Annotated in this window: 17 protein-coding genes and 1 tRNA gene; 7 read left to right on the plus strand and 11 right to left on the minus strand. The window is 71.4% G+C overall.

Going from position 1 to position 17,771, the window contains the following annotated elements:
* Window positions 1–7 precede the first annotated feature (7 nt).
* Together ACZ619_RS15985 and ACZ619_RS15990 are read right to left on the minus strand one after the other, a co-directional pair.
* On the minus strand, window positions 8–1,771 hold the full coding sequence (locus ACZ619_RS15985; protein WP_469598988.1) for an SDR family oxidoreductase: 1,764 nt from the start codon (window positions 1,769–1,771) through the stop codon (window positions 8–10).
* A complete protein-coding gene (locus ACZ619_RS15990) occupies window positions 1,768–2,610 on the minus strand; it encodes a M24 family metallopeptidase (protein WP_469598990.1) in 843 nt (280 codons plus the stop codon). Before ACZ619_RS15990 ends, ACZ619_RS15985 begins: the two co-directional genes overlap by 4 nt.
* A gap of 226 nt (window positions 2,611–2,836) precedes the next feature.
* Between ACZ619_RS15990 and ACZ619_RS15995 the strand changes: the two genes are divergently transcribed.
* The 6 genes from ACZ619_RS15995 (at window position 2,837) to ACZ619_RS16020 (ending at window position 6,927) form a co-directional block, all read left to right on the plus strand.
* On the plus strand, window positions 2,837–3,802 hold the full coding sequence (locus tag ACZ619_RS15995; protein ID WP_469599225.1) for an ABC transporter ATP-binding protein: 966 nt from the start codon (window positions 2,837–2,839) through the stop codon (window positions 3,800–3,802).
* Complete coding sequence (locus ACZ619_RS16000) at window positions 3,792–4,700, plus strand: ABC transporter permease subunit (protein ID WP_469598992.1); 909 nt, start codon at window positions 3,792–3,794, stop codon at window positions 4,698–4,700. Before ACZ619_RS15995 ends, ACZ619_RS16000 begins: the two co-directional genes overlap by 11 nt.
* Complete coding sequence (locus ACZ619_RS16005; RefSeq protein WP_469598994.1) at window positions 4,697–5,608, plus strand: ABC transporter ATP-binding protein; 912 nt, start codon at window positions 4,697–4,699, stop codon at window positions 5,606–5,608. The genes ACZ619_RS16000 and ACZ619_RS16005 overlap by 4 nt, the downstream gene beginning before the upstream one ends.
* A 10-nt stretch (window positions 5,609–5,618) precedes the next feature.
* Window positions 5,619–6,338 (plus strand): ABC transporter permease subunit, encoded by a 720-nt coding sequence (locus tag ACZ619_RS16010; RefSeq protein ID WP_469598996.1) that lies wholly within the window; start codon window positions 5,619–5,621, stop codon window positions 6,336–6,338.
* A 79-nt stretch (window positions 6,339–6,417) separates the two neighbouring features.
* Complete coding sequence (locus tag ACZ619_RS16015) at window positions 6,418–6,615, plus strand: SGM_3592 family protein (RefSeq protein WP_469598998.1); 198 nt, start codon at window positions 6,418–6,420, stop codon at window positions 6,613–6,615.
* Between the two features lie 224 nt (window positions 6,616–6,839).
* Window positions 6,840–6,927: transfer RNA gene (locus tag ACZ619_RS16020), tRNA-Ser, on the plus strand.
* 42 nt (window positions 6,928–6,969) lie between these two features.
* On the opposite strand, the gene ACZ619_RS16025 is transcribed toward ACZ619_RS16020, so the two are convergent.
* The 9 genes from ACZ619_RS16025 to ACZ619_RS16065 all read right to left on the minus strand — a co-directional run bounded on the left by ACZ619_RS16025 (window position 6,970) and on the right by ACZ619_RS16065 (window position 16,928).
* Window positions 6,970–7,767, minus strand: a complete 798-nt coding sequence (locus ACZ619_RS16025; protein WP_469599000.1) for an HAD family hydrolase — start codon at window positions 7,765–7,767, stop codon at window positions 6,970–6,972.
* Window positions 7,764–9,041, minus strand: a complete 1,278-nt coding sequence (gene serS, locus ACZ619_RS16030) for a serine--tRNA ligase (RefSeq protein ID WP_469599002.1) — start codon at window positions 9,039–9,041, stop codon at window positions 7,764–7,766. The genes ACZ619_RS16025 and serS overlap by 4 nt, the downstream gene beginning before the upstream one ends.
* Window positions 9,042–9,570: 529 nt before the next feature.
* Window positions 9,571–10,506 (minus strand): prephenate dehydratase, encoded by a 936-nt coding sequence (gene pheA, locus ACZ619_RS16035; protein ID WP_469599004.1) that lies wholly within the window; start codon window positions 10,504–10,506, stop codon window positions 9,571–9,573.
* 128 nt (window positions 10,507–10,634) lie between these two features.
* Entirely contained in the window at window positions 10,635–11,912 is a 1,278-nt protein-coding gene (efeB, locus tag ACZ619_RS16040) for an iron uptake transporter deferrochelatase/peroxidase subunit (protein WP_469599006.1), read from the minus strand.
* Window positions 11,913–11,920: 8 nt separating this feature from the next.
* A complete protein-coding gene (locus ACZ619_RS16045; RefSeq protein WP_469599008.1) occupies window positions 11,921–13,951 on the minus strand; it encodes a copper resistance CopC/CopD family protein in 2,031 nt (676 codons plus the stop codon).
* 14 nt (window positions 13,952–13,965) lie between these two features.
* The gene (locus ACZ619_RS16050) at window positions 13,966–14,427 is read right to left on the minus strand and encodes a copper chaperone PCu(A)C (RefSeq protein ID WP_469599010.1); all 462 of its coding nucleotides are present in this window, start codon (window positions 14,425–14,427) and stop codon (window positions 13,966–13,968) included.
* Entirely contained in the window at window positions 14,424–15,077 is a 654-nt protein-coding gene (locus ACZ619_RS16055) for an SCO family protein (protein ID WP_469599012.1), read from the minus strand. Before ACZ619_RS16055 ends, ACZ619_RS16050 begins: the two co-directional genes overlap by 4 nt.
* Window positions 15,078–15,184: 107 nt before the next feature.
* Window positions 15,185–15,934 (minus strand): YcnI family copper-binding membrane protein, encoded by a 750-nt coding sequence (locus ACZ619_RS16060; protein WP_469599013.1) that lies wholly within the window; start codon window positions 15,932–15,934, stop codon window positions 15,185–15,187.
* Window positions 15,935–16,070: 136 nt separating this feature from the next.
* Window positions 16,071–16,928 (minus strand): hypothetical protein, encoded by an 858-nt coding sequence (locus ACZ619_RS16065; protein ID WP_469599015.1) that lies wholly within the window; start codon window positions 16,926–16,928, stop codon window positions 16,071–16,073.
* Between the two features lie 389 nt (window positions 16,929–17,317).
* Between ACZ619_RS16065 and ACZ619_RS16070 the strand changes: the two genes are divergently transcribed.
* A complete protein-coding gene (locus ACZ619_RS16070; protein ID WP_469599017.1) occupies window positions 17,318–17,755 on the plus strand; it encodes an ATP-binding protein in 438 nt (145 codons plus the stop codon).
* The last annotated feature ends 16 nt before the right edge of the window (window positions 17,756–17,771 follow it).

Genomic DNA, 17,771 nt, shown 5'->3' on the forward strand with positions numbered 1-17,771 from the left:
TGGACGGTCACAGCCTGGGCTCCACGCGCGCGATGCGCCTCAACACCCCCGGAGCCAGGCGCGAGAGCATCCGCGCCCCCTTCGCCTCCGGAGTCACCGGTACCACCGCCCGGTTCCGTTCCACCGCGTCCAGGATCGCCGAAGCCACCTTCTCCGGCGGGTAGTTCCGCATGCCGTACAGCCGGGCCGAGCGCTCCTGGCGGCGGCGTTCCTCCGCCTCGTCCACCCCCGTGAAGCGGGCCGTCGAGGTGATGTTCGTGTTGACGAGACCGGGGCAGATCGCGGTCACGCCGATGCGCTGCGAGGCCAGTTCGGCGCGCAGGCACTCGGACAGCATCAGGACCGCCGCCTTGGAGGTGCTGTAGGCGGGCAGTGCCCGGGAGGGCTGGTAGGCCGCGGCCGAGGCGACGTTCACGATGTGGCCGCCCTGGCCGCGTTCCGCCATCTTCGCCCCGAAGAGCCGGCAGCCGTGGATCACACCCCAGAGGTTGACGTCCAGGACGCGCCGCCACTCCTGCGTCGTGGTCGTGAGGAACGAGCCCGACAGGCCGATGCCCGCGTTGTTGACCAGCACGTCCACGACGCCGTACGCGTGGTGGACCCGGTCCGCGAGCTTCTCCATCGCCTGCTCGTCGGAGACGTCCGCCGTCTCCGCCCAGGCGTCCGCCGCGCCGGACAGCCGGGCCAGTTCGGCGGTGCGGGCGGCGGCCTCCGCGTCCCGGTCCACGGCCACCACGCGCGCGCCCGCCTCCGCGAACGCGAACGCCGTCGCCCGGCCGATGCCGCTGCCCGCGCCGGTGACCAGGACCAGCTGGCCGCCGAACCGCTGGGTGTGGCGGTCCGAGGGCCTCGGCTCCGCGCCCCGGCCGTCCTCGACCGACATCACGAACTGCTCGATCCAGGAGGCGACCTGGTCCGGGCGGGTGCGCGGGATCCAGTGCTTGTCGGGCAGGGTGCGCCGGGTCAGCTGCGGAGCCCAGTGCTCCAGGTCGTCGTAGAGCCGCTCGGAGAGGAACGCGTCCCCGAGGGGCGTGATGAGCTGCACGGGCGCGTGCGCGAACGCGTCCTCGCGCGGGCGGCGCAGCCGCGGCCGTACGTTGTCGCGGTAGAGCCAGGCGCCGTGTGCCGCGTCGGTGGGCAGGGAGGCGGTGGGGTAGCCGGTGGCGGCCGGGAGCTTCTCGACGCGCTGGAGGATCTTCGGCCAGCTCCTGCCCAGGGGGCCGCGCCAGGCCAGTTCGGGGACGACCGGGGTGTGCAGCAGGTACACGTACCAGGACTTGGCGCCCTGGCCGAGGAGCTGGCCCACCCGGCGGGGTGTCGGGCGTTTCACGCGGGCGTCGATCCAGTGCCCGAAGTGGTCGAGGGACGGTCCGGACATCGAGGTGAAGGAGGCGATGCGGCCCTCGGTGCGGCCCACCGTGACGAACTCCCAGGACTGCACCGAGCCCCAGTCGTGGCCGACCAGGTGCACCGGGCGGTCCGGGCTGACCGTGTCGATCACCGCGAGGAAGTCGTCGGTCAGCTTGGTCAGCGTGAAGCCGCCGCGCAGCGGCTTCGGCGCGGTCGAGCGGCCGTGGCCCCGGACGTCGTACAGGACGACGTGGAAGCGGTCGGCCAGGCGGGTCGCGACCTCGGACCAGACCTCCTTGGTGTCCGGGTAGCCGTGGACGAGGACGACGGTCGGCCGTGCCGGGTCGCCCAGCTCCGCCACGCACAGCTCGATGCCGCCGGTGCTGATCCGGCGCTCGCGCGTGTCCTTCAGTGCCGTCACCTGTCCTCCGCCCAGCGCCGCACGTGCGGCAGATCGTCGTCCAGCCAGAAGGCGCTCTGACCGGGGTCCCGGGAGTCGGTGACCACCAGGATCTCCTCGAACTTGGCGCCCGTGCCCCGGAAGCCGAGATGGGGTTCGACCGCCCACAGGCCCGGCCGCGGCGGGTGGTCGGAGAAGCGGTACGGCGACCACAGGGGCGACCAGCCCTCGCGGTGACCGTGCAGCGCGTCGGCCGCGAGCCCCTTCAGGGACTGGGTGCCGAACCCGAACAGCCGCGGTGACCAGCGCCGCTGCCGCACGCGGTCCACCTTGTGGGCGATCACGCCGAAGGGGTAGGCGCGATGCCGGTTGGCATACCCCTGGCGGACCATGAGCCGGTCCACGTCCCGGTAGATCTCGCGCAGCGGCCGCCGCTCGCGCACCTCGCGCAGGATCAGCTCCCGGTGCGCCTCCAGGTCGGCCATCAGCCGGTCCTGGACCGGGTTGACGCCGAGCGAGCCCGAGTAGCCGATGTCCGCCGTGAACCCCTCGGACACCGGGGCCATGTCCAGGATGAACGGCATCCCCGGCGCCAGCCGCCGGTCGGTCGGGAAGAACTGGAGCGGTATCCGGAAGCCGGCGAAGGCCGTACGGTCGCCGAACCAGGCGAAGGGGAGGTGGAACCAGTCCCGTACGCCCCGCTCGCGCAGCCAGTCGCGCTGCATCCGGGCCGCCTCGCGCTCGGTGATCCCGGGCTCCAGCCGGGCCGCGACCGCCTCCGCGCACGCGTAGGCGAGTCGCTGGACGCGCCGGAAACCCCGGAGCTCCGCGGTGCGTTCGTCCTTCAGTGCCGTCGTCATCCGCCCCGTCCCCGTCGACTGCGGTACGCGTCCGTAACTTGACACTGGTGAATGTGACAGTTGTTAGAGGCGGCGTCAATAGGAGGGGGCGGGCCTGTGGACAACTCCGCGTAGCCCTCAGGCAGGGGATCCCCTAGGGCCCCGTAATACTCCAGAGTGAGGCGAAGACGGCTCTCGGGTCTGACGACCGGGCGTGGTCCATGTCACTACCTTCGACGACGTGACTGTGATCGCGACCGAAAGCCTGAGCAAGCGGTTCCCCCGGGTGACCGCGCTCGACCGGCTGTCCGTGGACATCGGACCCGGTGTGACCGGACTCGTCGGAGCCAACGGCGCCGGCAAGTCCACCCTGATCAAGATCCTGCTGGGTCTGTCCCCCGCGACCGAGGGCCGTGCCGAGGTGCTCGGCCTCGACGTCGCCACCAAGGGCGCCGCCATCCGCGAGCGCGTCGGGTACATGCCGGAGCACGACTGCCTGCCGCCGGACGTCTCGGCGACCGAGTTCGTCGTGCATATGGCCCGTATGTCCGGCCTCCCGCCGGCCGCGGCCCGCGAGCGCACCGCGGACACCCTGCGCCATGTCGGCCTCTACGAGGAGCGCTACCGCCCCATCGGCGGCTACTCGACCGGCATGAAGCAGCGGGTGAAGCTGGCCCAGGCGCTGGTGCACGACCCGCAGCTGGTCTTCCTCGACGAGCCGACCAACGGCCTCGACCCGGTCGGCCGCGACGAGATGCTCGGCCTGATCCGCCGTGTCCACTCCGACTTCGGCATCTCGGTCCTGGTCACCTCGCACCTGCTCGGCGAACTGGAACGCACCTGCGACCACGTGGTCGTCGTCGACGGCGGCAAGCTGCTGCGCTCCAGCTCCACCAGGGACTTCACCCAGACCACGACCACCCTCGCGATCGAGGTCACCGACAGCGACGAGCACCCCGACGGCACCCGCGCGGTGCGCGAGGCGCTGCACGCGCGCGGGGTGGAGACGCACGACGAGGGCGGCGGCCTCCCGGGCGCCGGCCACATCCTGCTGCTCACCGCGCAGGGTGACCAGACGTACGACCTGGTGCGCGACGTCGTCGCCGACCTCGGTCTCGGCCTGGTGCGCATGGAACAGCGCCGGCACCACATCTCCGAGGTCTTCACCAGCGAAGACGAGCAGCGCAAGGAGGCGGCCGTCCATGGCGGTTGAGCAGCCCCCGGCCACCCCCGCGGGTGCCCAGTCCCGGATCCACGACATCGGCTACCGCGGCTACGACGGCCCGCGCCTCGGCCGCGCCTACGCCCGGCTGTCCCTCTACTCGCAGACCCTGCGCGGCTCCTACGGCCTCGGCCGCTCGGTGAAGTCCAAGGTGCTGCCGATGCTCCTGTTCGCGGTGATGTGCGTGCCCGCGGCCATCATGGTCGCCGTCGCCGTCGCCACCAAGGCGCACGACCTGCCGGTCTCCTACACCCGGTACGCGATCATCATGCAGGCCGTCATCAGCCTGTACGTCGCCTCGCAGGCGCCCCAGGCCGTCTCCCGCGACCTGCGCTTCAAGACCATCCCGCTGTACTTCTCGCGGCCCATCGAGACCGCCGACTACGTCCGGGCCAAGTTCGCCGCCCTGGCCTCCGCGATGTTCGTCCTCACCGGAGCCCCGCTGCTCGTGCTCTACATCGGCGCACTGCTCGCCAAGATGGACTTTGCCCACCAGAGCAAGGGCTTCGGCCAGGGACTGCTCTCGGTGGCCCTGCTGTCCCTGCTGTTCTCCGGCATCGGACTGGTCATCGCCTCGGTCACACCGCGCCGCGGCTTCGGCATCGCCGCCGTGATCGCCGTCCTGACCATCTCCTACGGTGCGGTCTCCACCCTCCAGGCCATCGCCGACGCCCAGGGCAGCACCGGCGCCGTCCCATGGATCGGCCTGTTCTCGCCGGTCACCCTGATCGGCGGGCTGAGCACCGCGCTCCTGGGCGGCACCAACACCTTCCCGGGCGGCGACGGACCCTCCCACGCCCAGGGCGCGGTGTACCTGCTCGTCGTCCTCGGCCTGATCGCCGCGAGCTACGGCCTGCTGCTGCGCCGCTACCAGAAGGTGGGACTGTGACCACACTCTCCATCGACCACGTCTCCCGCTGGTTCGGCAACGTGGTCGCCGTCAACGACATCACCATGACCATCGGGCCCGGAGTCACCGGCCTGCTCGGCCCCAACGGCGCCGGGAAGTCCACCCTCATCAACATGATGGGCGGCTTCCTCGCCCCCTCCACCGGCACGGTCACCCTCGACGGGCAGCCGACCTGGCGCAACGAGGCCATCTACCAGCACATCGGCATCGTCCCGGAACGCGAGGCGATGTACGACTTCCTCACCGGCCGCGAATTCGTCGTCGCCAACGCGGAGCTGCACGGCCTCGGCGCCAAGGCGGCCGCGCGGGCGCTCGCCACGGTCGAGATGGAGTACGCGCAGGACCGCAGGATCCAGACCTACTCCAAGGGCATGCGCCAGCGCGTGAAGATGGCGTCCGCCCTGGTCCACGACCCTTCGCTGCTCCTGCTCGACGAGCCCTTCAACGGCATGGACCCGCGCCAGCGCATGCAGCTCATGGACCTGCTGCGGAAGATGGGCGACGAGGGCCGCACGGTGCTCTTCTCCTCCCACATCCTCGAAGAGGTCGAGCAGCTCGCCCGGCACATCGAGGTCGTGGTCGCCGGACGGCACGCGGCCAGCGGCGACTTCCGCAGGATCCGCCGCCTGATGACCGACCGCCCGCACCGCTACCTGGTCCGCTCCAGCGACGACCGCGCCCTCGCGGCCGCGCTCATCGCGGACCCCTCCACCTCGGGCATCGAGGTCGACCTCGCCGAGGGCGCGCTGCGCGTCCAGGCCGTCGACTTCGGCCGCTTCACCACCCTGCTGCCCAAGGTCGCCCGCGACCACGGCATCCGGCTGCTCACGGTCTCGCCGTCCGACGAGTCCCTCGAATCCGTGTTCTCGTACCTGGTCACGGCGTAGGAGGCCGAAGATGTACGACCCCACAGTCGCCCGGCTCACCTACCGGGCCCTGCTCGGCCGTCGCCGGGCCCTCATCCTGGGCGCGCTGCCCCTGCTGCTGATCGTGATCTCCGTGGTCGTCCGCGCCCTGGCCGGCGCCGACGACCAGACCGCCGCCGACCTGCTGGGCGGCCTCGGGCTGGCCACCATGGTGCCGATCATCGGCGTCATCGCGGGCACCGGCGCGATCGGTCCGGAGATCGACGACGGCTCGGTGGTGTACCTGCTGTCCAAGCCGATCAAACGGCCGACGATCATCTTCACCAAGCTGATCGTGGCGGTCGCCGTGACGATGGTGTTCTCGGCCCTGCCGACCCTGATCGCGGGCCTCGTCCTCAACGGCAACGGCCAGCAGATCGCCGTCGCCTACACGGTCGCCGCGCTGGTCGCGTCCATCGCCTACGCCGCGCTCTTCCTGCTGCTGGGCACGGTGTCACGGCACGCGGTGGTCTTCGGCCTCGTCTACGCCCTGGTCTGGGAGGCCCTGTTCGGCTCCCTGGTCCCCGGCGCGCGCACGCTGAGCGTCCAGCAGTGGGCCCTCGCCGTCGCGCACAAGGTGACCGGCGGCGAGCTGGTCACCTCCGACGTGTCCCTGACCACGGGCACGGTGCTGCTGGTCGTGGTCACGGTCCTGGCGACCTGGTACGCGGGCCGGAAGCTGCGCTCGCTGACGCTGGCGGGCGAGGAGTAGGCGCCCGCCTTGTTGACGGGGGATTCACCTCTGCCCGGGCACACTGGGCGAAGGGGACGCTGTGCGGAGAGGAACGGGGATGGCGGAGGACTGGGACGGCATCGTTCTGAACGAGGACTTCATACGGTCGGCCGAGAGCTCGGAGCCGTCCGCGCGGGCGCGGATGCTGGCGGCCCGCTGGAAGGCCGAGAAACCCGAGCCCCAGCCGTGGCGCTCGGACGAGCCGCCGGCGGGGTGGTTCTTCAGCAAGGCCCGGCGCAAGTGGTGGCGCCGGTAGGCGGTTCTTCGCCCGAGGGCGCCTGCCGGATAATCGCTGGCGCCCGACTCGGCCCGAAGGCACAGTTGTCGTGTCAGCCCATGGACCGGGAGAGGAGCCGGACGATGTCCATGCACGACAGTACGTCCCGCTCCCACCAGGGCAGCCCCCGGCGGATCGCCGTGTAGCTGCCCGGGGCGGCCGCTTCGAGCACGCGACGTCGCTCTCGCGTGGGCCGCCCACCCGGAGGATTGGCCGAGTGGTAAGGCACCGGCTTGCTAAGCCGTGGTCGGGCCCGGAAAGCCCGCGCACGTTCGATCCGTGCATCCTCCGCAGACTTCGCAGACTTCGCACCTGCCCGGGCCGGAGCGCCCCTCAGCCCAGCAGGCGCTCCACGACCACCGCGATCCCGTCCTCCTCGTTGGAGGACGTCACCTCGTCGGCCACCGCGCGCAGTTCCTCGTGGGCGTTGGCCATGGCCACCCCGCGCGCCGCCCAGGCGAACATCGGGAGGTCGTTCGGCATGTCGCCGAAGGCGATCGTGTCGGCCGCCTTCAGCCCCAGCCGGCGCGCCGCCAGCGACAGACCCGTCGCCTTCGACAGCCCCAGCGGCAGCAGCTCGACGATTCCCGCGCCCGCCATGGCCACCGTGACGAAGCCGCCGGCCGCCTGCCGCGCGGCCTCCGTCAGCTCGTCGTCGGAGAGGTCGGGGTGCTGTATGTAGATCTTGTTCAGCGGCGCCGCCCAGAGGTCCGCCACGTCTGTGAACGGCGTCGACGGAAGATGCCCCGTCACCGCGTACCCCGGCCCCACCAGCACCTCGCCGTCGAGGCCGTCGCGGCTCGCCGCGAGGTACAGCGGGCCCACCTCCGCCTCGATCTTCGCGAGGGCGACCCCGGCCAGTTGGCGGTCCAGGGTCACCGACGTCAGCAGACGGTGCGTCCCGGCGTCGTACACCTGAGCGCCCTGGGCGCAGACGGCGAGGCCCTCGTAGCCGAGGTCGTCCAGGATGTGCCGGGTCCAGGGCGCCGCACGGCCGGTGACGACGATGTGCGCGGCGCCCGCCGCGGTGGCCGCGGCGAGCGCGTCACGGGTGCGCCGGGAGATCGACTCGTCGGAGCGCAGCAGTGTCCCGTCGAGGTCGGTGGCGATCAGCCGGTAGGGGAAGCTCACCGGGACACCGGCTCCAGGACCTCCCGGCCGCCCAGGTACGGGCGCAGCACCTCGGGCACGTACACCGAGCCGTCGGCCTGCTGGTGGTTCTCCAGAATCGCCACGATGGTGCGCGGTACGGCGCACAGCGTGCCGTTGAGCGTGGCCAGCGGCTTGACCTGCTTGCCGTCGCGGACCCGGATCGACAGCCGGCGGGACTGGAACTCGGTGCAGTCCGAGGTCGAGGTCAGCTCGCGGTACTTGCCCTGCGTCGGGATCCAGGCCTCGCAGTCGAACTTGCGGGCGGCCGAGGAGCCGAGGTCACCGGTGGCGACGTCGATCACGCGGAACGGCAGCTCCAGCGAGGTCAGCCACTGCTTCTCCCAGGCCAGCAGACGCTGGTGCTCCGCCTCCGAGTCCTCGGGGGAGACGTAGGAGAACATCTCCACCTTGTCGAACTGGTGGACGCGGAAGATGCCCTTGGTGTCCTTGCCGTGCGAACCGGCCTCGCGGCGGAAGCAGGGCGAGAAGCCGGCGTAACGGAGCGGAAGGCGCTCCGCCTCGATGATCTCGTCCATGTGGTACGCGGCGAGGGGTACCTCGGAGGTGCCGACCAGGTAGAGGTCGTCCTTGTCGAGGTGGTAGACGTCCTGGGCCGCCTGGCCGAGGAAGCCGGTGCCCGCCATGGACTGGGGGCGGACCAGCGCCGGGGTCAGCATCGGCGTGAAGCCGGCCTCGGTGGCCTGCGCGATCGCCGCGTTGACGAGCGCGAGCTCCAGGAGCGCGCCGACGCCGGTCAGGAAGTAGAAGCGGGAGCCGGAGACCTTGGCGCCGCGCTCGACGTCGATCGCGCCGAGGAGCTGGCCCAGCTCCAGGTGGTCCTTGGGCTCGAAGCCCTCGGCGCCGAAGTCGCGGACGGTGCCGTGCGTCTCCAGCGTGACGAAGTCCTCCTCGCCGCCGACGGGTACGTCGGGGTGGACGAGGTTGCCGAGCCGGAGCAGCAGCTCCTGGGTCTCGGCGGCGGCCGTGTCGCGCTCGGCGTCGGCGGCCTTGACGTCGGCGGCGAGCTGGCCGGCCTGCTTGAGCAGCTCGGCCTTCTCGTCGCCGGAGGCCCGGGGGATGAGCTTGCCGAGCGACTTCTGCTCGTTGCGCAGCTCGTCGAAGCGGACGCCGGAGGACCTGCGCCGCTCGTCGGCGGAGAGGAGGGCGTCGACGAGCGCGACGTCCTCTCCACGGGCGCGCTGGGACGCGCGCACACGGTCGGGGTCCTCACGGAGCAGGCGAAGGTCAATCACGGAGCCAAGGCTACCGGGGTGGGTGGCCGCTCACGAATCACTATTCGCACGTGCTCCGAATCGCGGCTTACGTTCCGCTATGGGCGAATTGCCGAGCGTGTCAATAAAAAGAGTCCCACTCCCCGGGACGGGGCACCCGCGCGGCCCGCGGTTGACCGGATTCCCTTGTGGAGAACGGGACTTGGCGGCCCCGTTGTCCACAGGAATCCACACCCCGGCGAGAGTTATCCACAGGGTGTGTGGAAGGCGTGTGGACTCCGGAATTGATCACTCCGTAACCGTGGCGTGAAGAGAGGAGTTCCCGGTTCAAACCGGGACAAAACCCACTTTCGAGTGGAAAGGCGTCGCTCCAAAAGATGAACCATGGGAAACGAGTGGACGAAGGGTGACATCAGTGATCGCGGCCGAGCCTGTGGGTTGTAGGCCGATTTGTCGACAGGCTCATGCGCCCCTGTCGACTTGTCCCCAGGTCGAGATGGTCACCTGTGGATAACTTCTGTGGATAACGAATATCGGAGCGTACGACTGGCTAGAAGCGCCCGTCCTGGCAGCGCGCCACCCAGTCCGAGGCCGCCATGAACTCCTTGTCCGAGGTTCCCGGCCGGGTGGGCCCCGCGGTCTCGCCGGGCCGGATGTCCGCCCGCGGGTAGGAGCCCAGGAACCGCACCTGGCGGCAGATCCGCTTGAGCCCCATCAGGGTCTCCGCCACCCGACGGTCGGAGATGTGGCCCTCGGCGTCGATGCAGAAGCAGTAGTTGCCGATACCGGCGCCGGTCGGCCGGGACTGGAGCAGCATCAGGTTGATGCCCCGGGTGGCGAACTCGCCGAGCAGGTCGCGCAGCCCGCCGGGGTGGTCGTCGTTCTGCCAGAGGACGACCGAGGTCTTGTCCGCGCCGGTCGGGGCGGCGGGCCGGGCCGGGCGGCCCACCAGGACGAACCGGGTCTGCGCGTTCTCCGCGTCGTGGATCCCGGTCTCCAGGGCCTCCAGGCCGTACCGGGCCGCCGCGAACTCGCCCGCGAAGGCGGCGTCGTAGCGGCCCTCCTGGACCAGCCGGGCCCCGTCCGCGTTGGAGGCGGCGGACTCCCAGAGCGCGTCCGGGAGGTTGGCCCGCAGCCAGTTGCGCACCTGCGGCTGGGCGGCCGGATGGGCGGTGACCGTCTTGATGTCGGACAGTGCGGTGCCCGGCCGGACCAGCAGCGCGAAGGTGATCGACAGCAGCACCTCGCGGTAGATCATCAGCGGCTCGCCCGCGACCAGCTCGTCCAGCGTGGTGGTGATGCCGCCCTCGACGGAGTTCTCGATCGGCACGAACGCGGCCTCGGCCTCGCCGGCGCGCACCGCGTCCAGCGCGGACTGCACGGAGACGTACGGGAGCAGCTCCCGGGTGGCGGCCTCCGGAAGCGTGCGCAGGGCGACTTCGGTGAAGGTGCCTTCGGGACCGAGATACGCATAGCTCGCTGGCATGTCCCTCACCCTAATGGCCGCAGGGGGACCCGGCTCCCCCGTCTCACCGGAACCACTCGACCGGGTGGTTTGAAATGCCGAATCGCACCAGTAGTGATCAGAAACCGCTCCTGTGACCGGACCGCCGGTCAGCCCTCCAGCAGCCGCTGACCCACGTACTCCCCGTCGGCCGCCCCGCCCGGCACCGCGAACAGACCGCTCGCCTCGTGCCGGATGTACTGCGAGAGCGCGTCCCCGCGGTCCAGCTTCCGCTGCACCGGCACGAACCCGCGCAGCGGATCCGCCTGCCAGCAGACGAAGAGCAGCCCGGCGTCCGGCGTCCCGTCGGCGTCGATGCCGTCGTGGTACGAGAACGGGCGCCGCAGGACGGCCGCGCCGCCGTTCTGGTCGGGCCGGGTGATCCGGGCATGGGCGTTGAGCGGGACGACGTACTCCCCGTCGGACCTGGCCTTCTCCAGGTCCATCCCGGTCGTCTCGGTGCCCCCGGACAGCGGTGCCCCGGTCGCCTTGCGACGTCCGATCACGTTCTCCTGCGCGGTGAGCGACAGCTTCTCCCAGTCGTCGAGAAGCATGCGGATCCGGCGTACGACGGCGTAGGAGCCGTTCGCCATCCACGCGGGGTCGCCCGACGACGGCACGAAGATCCTCTGGTCGAAGTCCGCGTCGGCCGGCTTCGGGTTCCGGGTGCCGTCCAGCTGCCCCATGAGGTTGCGGGCCGTCATGGGGTGGGCGGTGGCGCCCGGGGTGCGGTTGAAGCCGTTCATCTGCCAGCGCACCTTCGCCGCGCTGCCCGCGTCCTTCTGGATCGCGCGCAGGGCGTGGAAGGCGACCAGGGCGTCGTCGGCGCCGATCTGCACCCACAGGTCGCCGTTGCTGCGTGAGCGGTCGAGGTGGTCGGAGGAGAAGTCGGGGAGCGGGTCCAGGGCGGACGGGCGCTGCTTCTCCAGGCCGGTGCGGGTGAAGAAGCTGTTGCCGAAGCCGAAGGTGACCGTCAGCGAGGAGGGCCCCGCGTCCTTGGCGACCTCCGTGTCGTCCTGCGTCATCGGCTCGCCCGCCATCAGCCGCGCGGCCGTCGTCGACCAGCGGCGCAGCAGCGCGGCGGCCTCGGTGCGGCCCGCGCCCGCCGCCAGGTCGAAGGCGACGAGGTGGCCGCGTGCCTGGAGGCCCTCGGTGATGCCGGGCTGATGTTTCCCGTGAAACATCGCCCGGCCGGAGCCGACCGAGCTGAGCGGGGTGGCCTGGGCGGGAGCGGCCGCGTAGCCGACGCCCGCGCCCGCGGCGCCGAGCACGAGTCCGGTGGCCCCGGCGGTGCCGAGCAGCGCGCGCCGGCTGACGCCGCCGGCCGGAGGAGCCGTCGGGCCTTCCCCGGCGGCCGGCGTACGAAGGGACTGGGACGGTTCTGGCATGGTGCGGTTCAGCCGATCTGCGCGTTCTTGGAGACGGTCACCTGGTCGATGTCGGAGGTCCGCACCGTCACGGAGACCTTCCAGTCGCCCGCGATGGGGATCTGCACCCCGTTCGCGGCCCAGTGCCCGGTGGTGATGTGGTCCGGGGCCACCGGAAGCGGCCCGAGGTTCTTGGCGGCGAGGGTGAAGGCGACCTTCACCTCGGGGATGTCGAAGGCCCGGCCGTTGGGGCGCTGGACGTAGACGTGCATCTCGTTGCCGCCCACGGTCGCGGGGTCGAGGTCGACGCGGACGACGCCCTTGCCGTCCTTGCCGCCGGTGTCGAAGGACATGTCGAGGGTCAGCGCGCCCGAGGAGGAGTCGGACGCGGCCGAGGAGGAGGACGCGGTCGAGGTGGCGGCCTTGGCGTCCTGCTCGGTGCGGCCGGGCTCGGTCTGCGTCAGCACGGTGGTGACCGCGAGCAGGACGACGGCGACGCCGGTCTCCGCGAGCACCGAGCGGCGCAGGCCGAAGCGGTGCGGGTCGGCGTCGCGGACGCGCTTCTGCCGGGCGGTGTCCATGGCGGCCTGCTGCCGGGCCAGCTGGGCGGCGCGCTCGGGGTCCCCGTCACCGGACGCGCCCTCGCCGGAAGCACCGGAAGCACCGGAAGCACCGGAAGTACCGGAAGCGTCGGAAGTGCCGAAGGCGTCGGAGGTGGGTGTGGCGGAGGCACCGGTGCCGGTCTTGGCGGACGCCTTGACCGTCTCCTTCTCCTCGGCCGGGGTCCTCGCCTCGGTGTCCTCCGCCGCCCCGGCGTCCGTCGCCACGGTGTCCGCGAGGCGTCCCGTCCACCGGCGGGAGAGGGACGCGATGCCGACGAGCAGCGCCACGAGCCCGATCTTGACCAGCAGCAGCTGCCCGTACGTCGTGTCGGTGAAGGCCGACCAGGAGCCGAGCTGGCGCCAGGACTGGTAGACGCCGGTGGCGACCAGGGCGAGCACGGAGCCGAAGGCGAGGCGGGAGAAGCGGGCCACGGCGGCGGACCCGACGGGTGTGTCGGCGGGTGCCCGGTAGAGGGCGGTCAGCAGGGCGGTGAGGCCGCCCAGCCAGGTGGCGACGGCGAGCAGGTGCAGCACGTCCACCGGCATCGCGATGCCCGGCTGGAGCCCGGTGGAGGCGTGCTCGGCCATGGCCCAGCTCGCCGCGAGCCCGGCGGCCACGACGGTTCCGCCGATGGCGAGCCCGAAGGTCAGGTCGTGCTTCTCCTCGCCCTCCTCGCGCTTGTCGTAGGCGCCGAAGAGGACGGCGACGAAGAGGGCCGCGGCCGCGAGCAGCAGCAGCCGGGAGACCAGGGCGGCGCCGGGCTTGGTCTGGAGGACCTGGCCGAGCAGGTTCAGGTCGAAGACGTCGCCGAAGCTGCCGGAGGTCGTGTAGGAGCCGCGCAGGAGCAGCAGCCAGAGGGTGGCCGCGGTGAGCGTCAGCCAGCCGCCGACGACGAGGCGCTGCAGGGCCCGTACCCCCGCGCCGCGCCGCCAGCAGGCGAGCACGAAGGCGGCACCGCCGACGAGCACGATGTAGCCGGCGTACGACAGGTAGCGGCCGAGGCCGTAGAGCCAGCCGACGACTCCGCCGCCCGCGGCCTGGTCGCCGACGGAGGCGACGGTCTTGGAGGGCGATCCGACGGAGAAGGTGTAGGCGCCGGCGACCGGGTGGCTGTCCGCCGAGACCACCTGGTAGGCGACGGTGTACGTGCCCTTGCCGAGCCCGCTCTTGAGCTGCACGGCGTAGGTGGTGCCGCTCAGGTTGGTCGGCTTGCCCGCGTCGACGCGCTTGCCCTTGGGGTCGAGGACCCGCAGGGAGTTGTCGTTCATCGACACGTTCTCGGAGAACGTGAGCGAGACCTGGTCGGGCGCCTTGGGGACCACCACCCCCTGGGCGGGGTCGCTGCCGGTCAGCGCGGCGTGCGCGGAGGCCGGGGCGGCACCGGCGAGCAGCGCGCCGGTGACGGCGAGGAACAGCAGCACCAGCGTGCGCAGGCGCGGGGTGATGGTCCGCGTCAAGGTCGGTCCCTCCCTCAGTGTCCGGTCGACGGGTTGTACGTGGCGGACTTCACCGGCATCTCGACGGTGAGCGGACCGGATTCGGCGAATGTGAGCTTCAGGGCGATCGTGTCGCCCTGTTTCGGCTGTCGCTTCAGCTTCTCGAACATCAGATGATTGCCGCCGCTTTTGAACACGAGTTGACCGTGTGCGGGCACCTCGAAGGAGCCGACCTCCTCCATGGCCCCGCCGTTGGTCTCGTGCAGGGTGATCTCGCCGGCCGAGGCACTGGTCACGGAGGTCAGTTCGTCCTTCGTGGCGCCCTTGTTGGTGATCGTCAGGAATCCGGCGGCCATGTCGGCGGAGACCGGCTGGGGCATGTAGGAGGCGCTGACGGACAGTTCGGCGGCCGAGGAGCCGGAGCCGCCGCAGCCCGCCAGCGTCAGGACGGAGCCGATCGCCGCCGCGGTCAGGGTGAGGCGCCGTGCGGGCGTCACGGGTTCTGTCCCTTGATCAGCTTGGGGAGGTCCTTGGTGTAGTCGTCGACGGTGGCGTCCTCGCCGTACAGGACGTAGCCGCCGTCGGTCTTCGGGGAGAAGGCGATGACCTGGGTGCCGTGCACCGAGACGACCTTGCCGGTCTTCTTGTCCTTGTGGGTCGGCTCGATGGAGATGCCGAGGGTGCGGGCGCCGGCCTGGATGGTGGAGAAGTCGCCGGTCAGGCCGATGAACTCGGGGTCGATGCCCTTGAGCCACTTGCCCAGTTCGGACGGGGTGTCACGGGCGGGGTCGGTGGTGACGAACACGACCCGCAGCTTCGCCTGGTCGGCCTTGGACAGCGCCTTCTTGGCGACCGCGAGGTTGTTCATGGTCAGCGGGCAGACGTCGGGGCAGTGCGTGTAGCCGAAGTAGACCAGCGTCGGCCGGCCCTTGGTCTCGGCGCGCAGGTCGTACTTCTTGCCGTGGGTGTCGGTGAGCACCAGGCCGGGCTTCTCGAAGGGCTGGTCGAGAACGGTCCCGGCCTTGTTCGAGTTGTCCCCGGAGACCACGGTGACGGGTGAGGTGCTGTCGTCGCCGCTGCCGCAGGCGGAGAGGGTCAGAGTGGCGGCGGCGAGCAGCGCGGCCGCGGCGAACGTCTTCTTGCGCATAGGAAAATGTCCCAGATGTGAGATTTCCGGCGCGCACCGGGGGTGTACGGCGGCCGTCTTCGGCGACGGCCGCCCGCACCTCCCGGTGCGCGTCACGGACGTGGTGCTCAGGCCTCGGAGCCGGTGGACCGGCGGCGGCCGGCGAGGACGCCGTAGGCGACCCCGGCCGCGCCGACGACGATGCCGACGACGCCGAGCACGCGGGCGGTGGTGTCGGTGCCGCCGGACGAGCCGGAGTCCTCGGAGGCGGTGGTCTCGGTCTTGGCCGAGGTCTCCTCGGCGGTGTCCTCGGCGGTCGTGGAGCCGTGGTGGTCGCCGGTGGCGGCGGACAGCTCAAGGACGGGCGCCGGGTTCTCCGGCTCGTCCTGGCCCTTCTGCTGGACCTCGATCCAGCGGACGACCTCCTTGTTGGAGTACGTCTGGATCGCCTTGAAGACCAGTTCGTCGGTGTTCTCCGGCAGGGCGCCCACGGAGAGCGGGAACTTCTGGAAGTAGCCCGCCTGGATGCCCTTGCCGTCGGTGGCGGTCCAGGTGACCTTGGTGACGGCCTCGCTGATCTTCTCGCCGTGCATCTCCAGCGGCTCGGCCAGCTTGGACTTGGTGACCTCGATCTTCCAGCCGGCCATCGGCTGCGGCATCACGGAGGCCAGCGGGTGGTCGGTGGGGAAGCTGACCTCGACCTTGGTGGTCGAGGCGTTGTCGCGCTCGTTGGGGACCTTGAAGTCGATGACCGCGTAGCCGCCCTTGGCCGCGGTGCCCTCGGGCACCACGCTGACGTGTGCGAACGCGGGCGAGGAGACGGCCAGGACGGCCGTGCCCGCGACGGCGGCAGCGGCGGCGATACGAGAAGCCTTCATGGCAGGGAGCACTCCACTCTGAGTGAGTTCTGTCGTTGAGGGGCGCGCGGACGGCGAAGGAGCGCACGCGCGCGTGCCGCACGACGGTGGCCGGCCCCTCCGGACCGATCCCGGGGAGTGTGCTGGTCGCGTCGTGTCAGGCGGCGAGAACGAGGACGGCGGCGGTCGCGGGCGGACCGCGCCGGATCACGGAGTGCTGGAGCGCGACGGTGTGCGGGGCGGGCGGTTCCTCCCGGGTGCGCCGGCGGCCGTGCGCGGGTGCCTCGGGTACGGCCACGAGCCCGGCGCACAGGGCCCGGGCGAGCGTGAGCGCCCCGCGCAGGGAGCGGACGAGCGCCGCCTCGGCGACCCCCTGCGCCGACAGGCCGAGCAGCCGCAGCAGCGCCAGGTCGCCGCGGCGCAGCAGCCACCCGGCCACGACGGCCGCGAGCAGGTGCCCGAGCAGCATCGGCACGGAGGGCAGCAGCGAGCCGGAGGACCCGGTGGCGTCGGACGAGTGCGTCATCGCGCTCATGTCCATGGCCGGGGCGGAGGTGCCGAGGTGCGCGGCCGAGAGGATCTTGTACGCGTGGGCGGGGCTGAGCTGGGTCGCCCCGGCCCCGCACAGCAGCTCGGCCGCCCGCTGCACCAGCGCCGCGTCGCTCATCGGCGTCGAGGCGCCGGAGCCCGTGGAGGAGCCGGCGGTCATCGAGGCCGAGGCGGCCATCGCCGTGCTGCCGTGCTGGCCGAGGCCGAACAGCGTGTGCAGCACGGTCTGCAGGACGGCGAGCAGCGCGACGGTCCCCGGCAGCGAGCGGGCCCGCCCGGTGAGCGGGGCGACGAGGGCGAGGGTGCCGAGGAAGCCCGCGCCGAGCGTCCACAGCGGGACGGTCGCGCAGGAGGCCATGGTGTGTCCCGCCGCGGCCAGCACGACGCAGAGCGCGGCGAAGACCGCGGCCCGCGTGAGCCGCAGTCCGCTTCCGGAGCGCGCCGCGCGCGGCTGGGGGGCAGTCATGGCGGGCTCATCATCGCACTGGCGCCCGGGCCGCTTCACGGCAGGTCCGGAAGATTCCGTTACGACCGGAAACGCGGGAAGAACCCGAACGGCGTGGGCGCGGCGGGCGGGTGGCGGTGCCGGGCGGCGTGGCGCGGCGGCCGCGGACGTCCGCCGGCCGGCAGAAGCGGAAGCCGCCCGGCCGGTCGACGGGTGGCTTGCGGGCGGGGAAGGAGGGGAACGAGAGGAAGAAGCGGAAGATCGAGTTTGTGCCGAACCACCCGCCCATACACCGAAACCTCCCGGGGCGCATCCCCCGGATGGGCGTTCTCACATGGACGGAGTGCTTACACCCGCGTACGGGTGGCAATAGGTATCGGTATGTCGAGCCGCGGCCAGGAGGCTGGAGCATGAGCATCTGGTGGTCACTCCATCTGCGGCGCGAGGCCGCGAGCGTCCCGCTCGCCCGGCGGTTGCTGATCGGGACGATGGAGACGGCGGGTGTCGACCCGGACATCTCCTACGACCTCTCCGTCGCCCTCAGCGAGGCCTGCGCGAACGCCGTCGAGCACGGCGGCGCCGGCCGCACCACCGGGGCGTACCGGGTCACCGCCTACCTGGACGGGGAGAAGTGCCGTATCGAAGTGGCCGATTCCGGACCGGGGTTCGCCCGTGCCCAGGGCTTCAGACCCGCGCGGCCGGACGCCGAGCACGGGCGGGGGCTCTGTCTCATCAGGGAACTCGCCGATCACGTCCACATCGGCAACAAACCGGGCCGCGGCGGCACGGTGGTGAGCTTCGACAAGATCCTCAAGTGGAAGAAAGATCCTTCTCTGCTTTCGGCATGACTCTCCCTCCCGGATA

The organism is Streptomyces sp. NPDC104367 (genome assembly GCF_055583825.1).

Coding starts and splice junctions, on each gene's coding strand:
- ACZ619_RS15990 (WP_469598990.1), bottom strand. CDS start 2,610: ATGACGACGGCACTGAAGGACGAACGCACCGCGGAGCTCCGGGGTTTC.
- ACZ619_RS16000 (WP_469598992.1), top strand. CDS start 3,792: ATGGCGGTTGAGCAGCCCCCGGCCACCCCCGCGGGTGCCCAGTCCCGG.
- ACZ619_RS16010 (WP_469598996.1), top strand. CDS start 5,619: ATGTACGACCCCACAGTCGCCCGGCTCACCTACCGGGCCCTGCTCGGC.
- ACZ619_RS16015 (WP_469598998.1), top strand. CDS start 6,418: ATGGCGGAGGACTGGGACGGCATCGTTCTGAACGAGGACTTCATACGG.
- pheA (WP_469599004.1), bottom strand. CDS start 10,506: ATGCCAGCGAGCTATGCGTATCTCGGTCCCGAAGGCACCTTCACCGAA.
- efeB (WP_469599006.1), bottom strand. CDS start 11,912: ATGCCAGAACCGTCCCAGTCCCTTCGTACGCCGGCCGCCGGGGAAGGC.
- ACZ619_RS16055 (WP_469599012.1), bottom strand. CDS start 15,077: ATGCGCAAGAAGACGTTCGCCGCGGCCGCGCTGCTCGCCGCCGCCACT.
- ACZ619_RS16060 (WP_469599013.1), bottom strand. CDS start 15,934: ATGAAGGCTTCTCGTATCGCCGCCGCTGCCGCCGTCGCGGGCACGGCC.
- ACZ619_RS16065 (WP_469599015.1), bottom strand. CDS start 16,928: ATGACTGCCCCCCAGCCGCGCGCGGCGCGCTCCGGAAGCGGACTGCGG.
- ACZ619_RS16070 (WP_469599017.1), top strand. CDS start 17,318: ATGAGCATCTGGTGGTCACTCCATCTGCGGCGCGAGGCCGCGAGCGTC.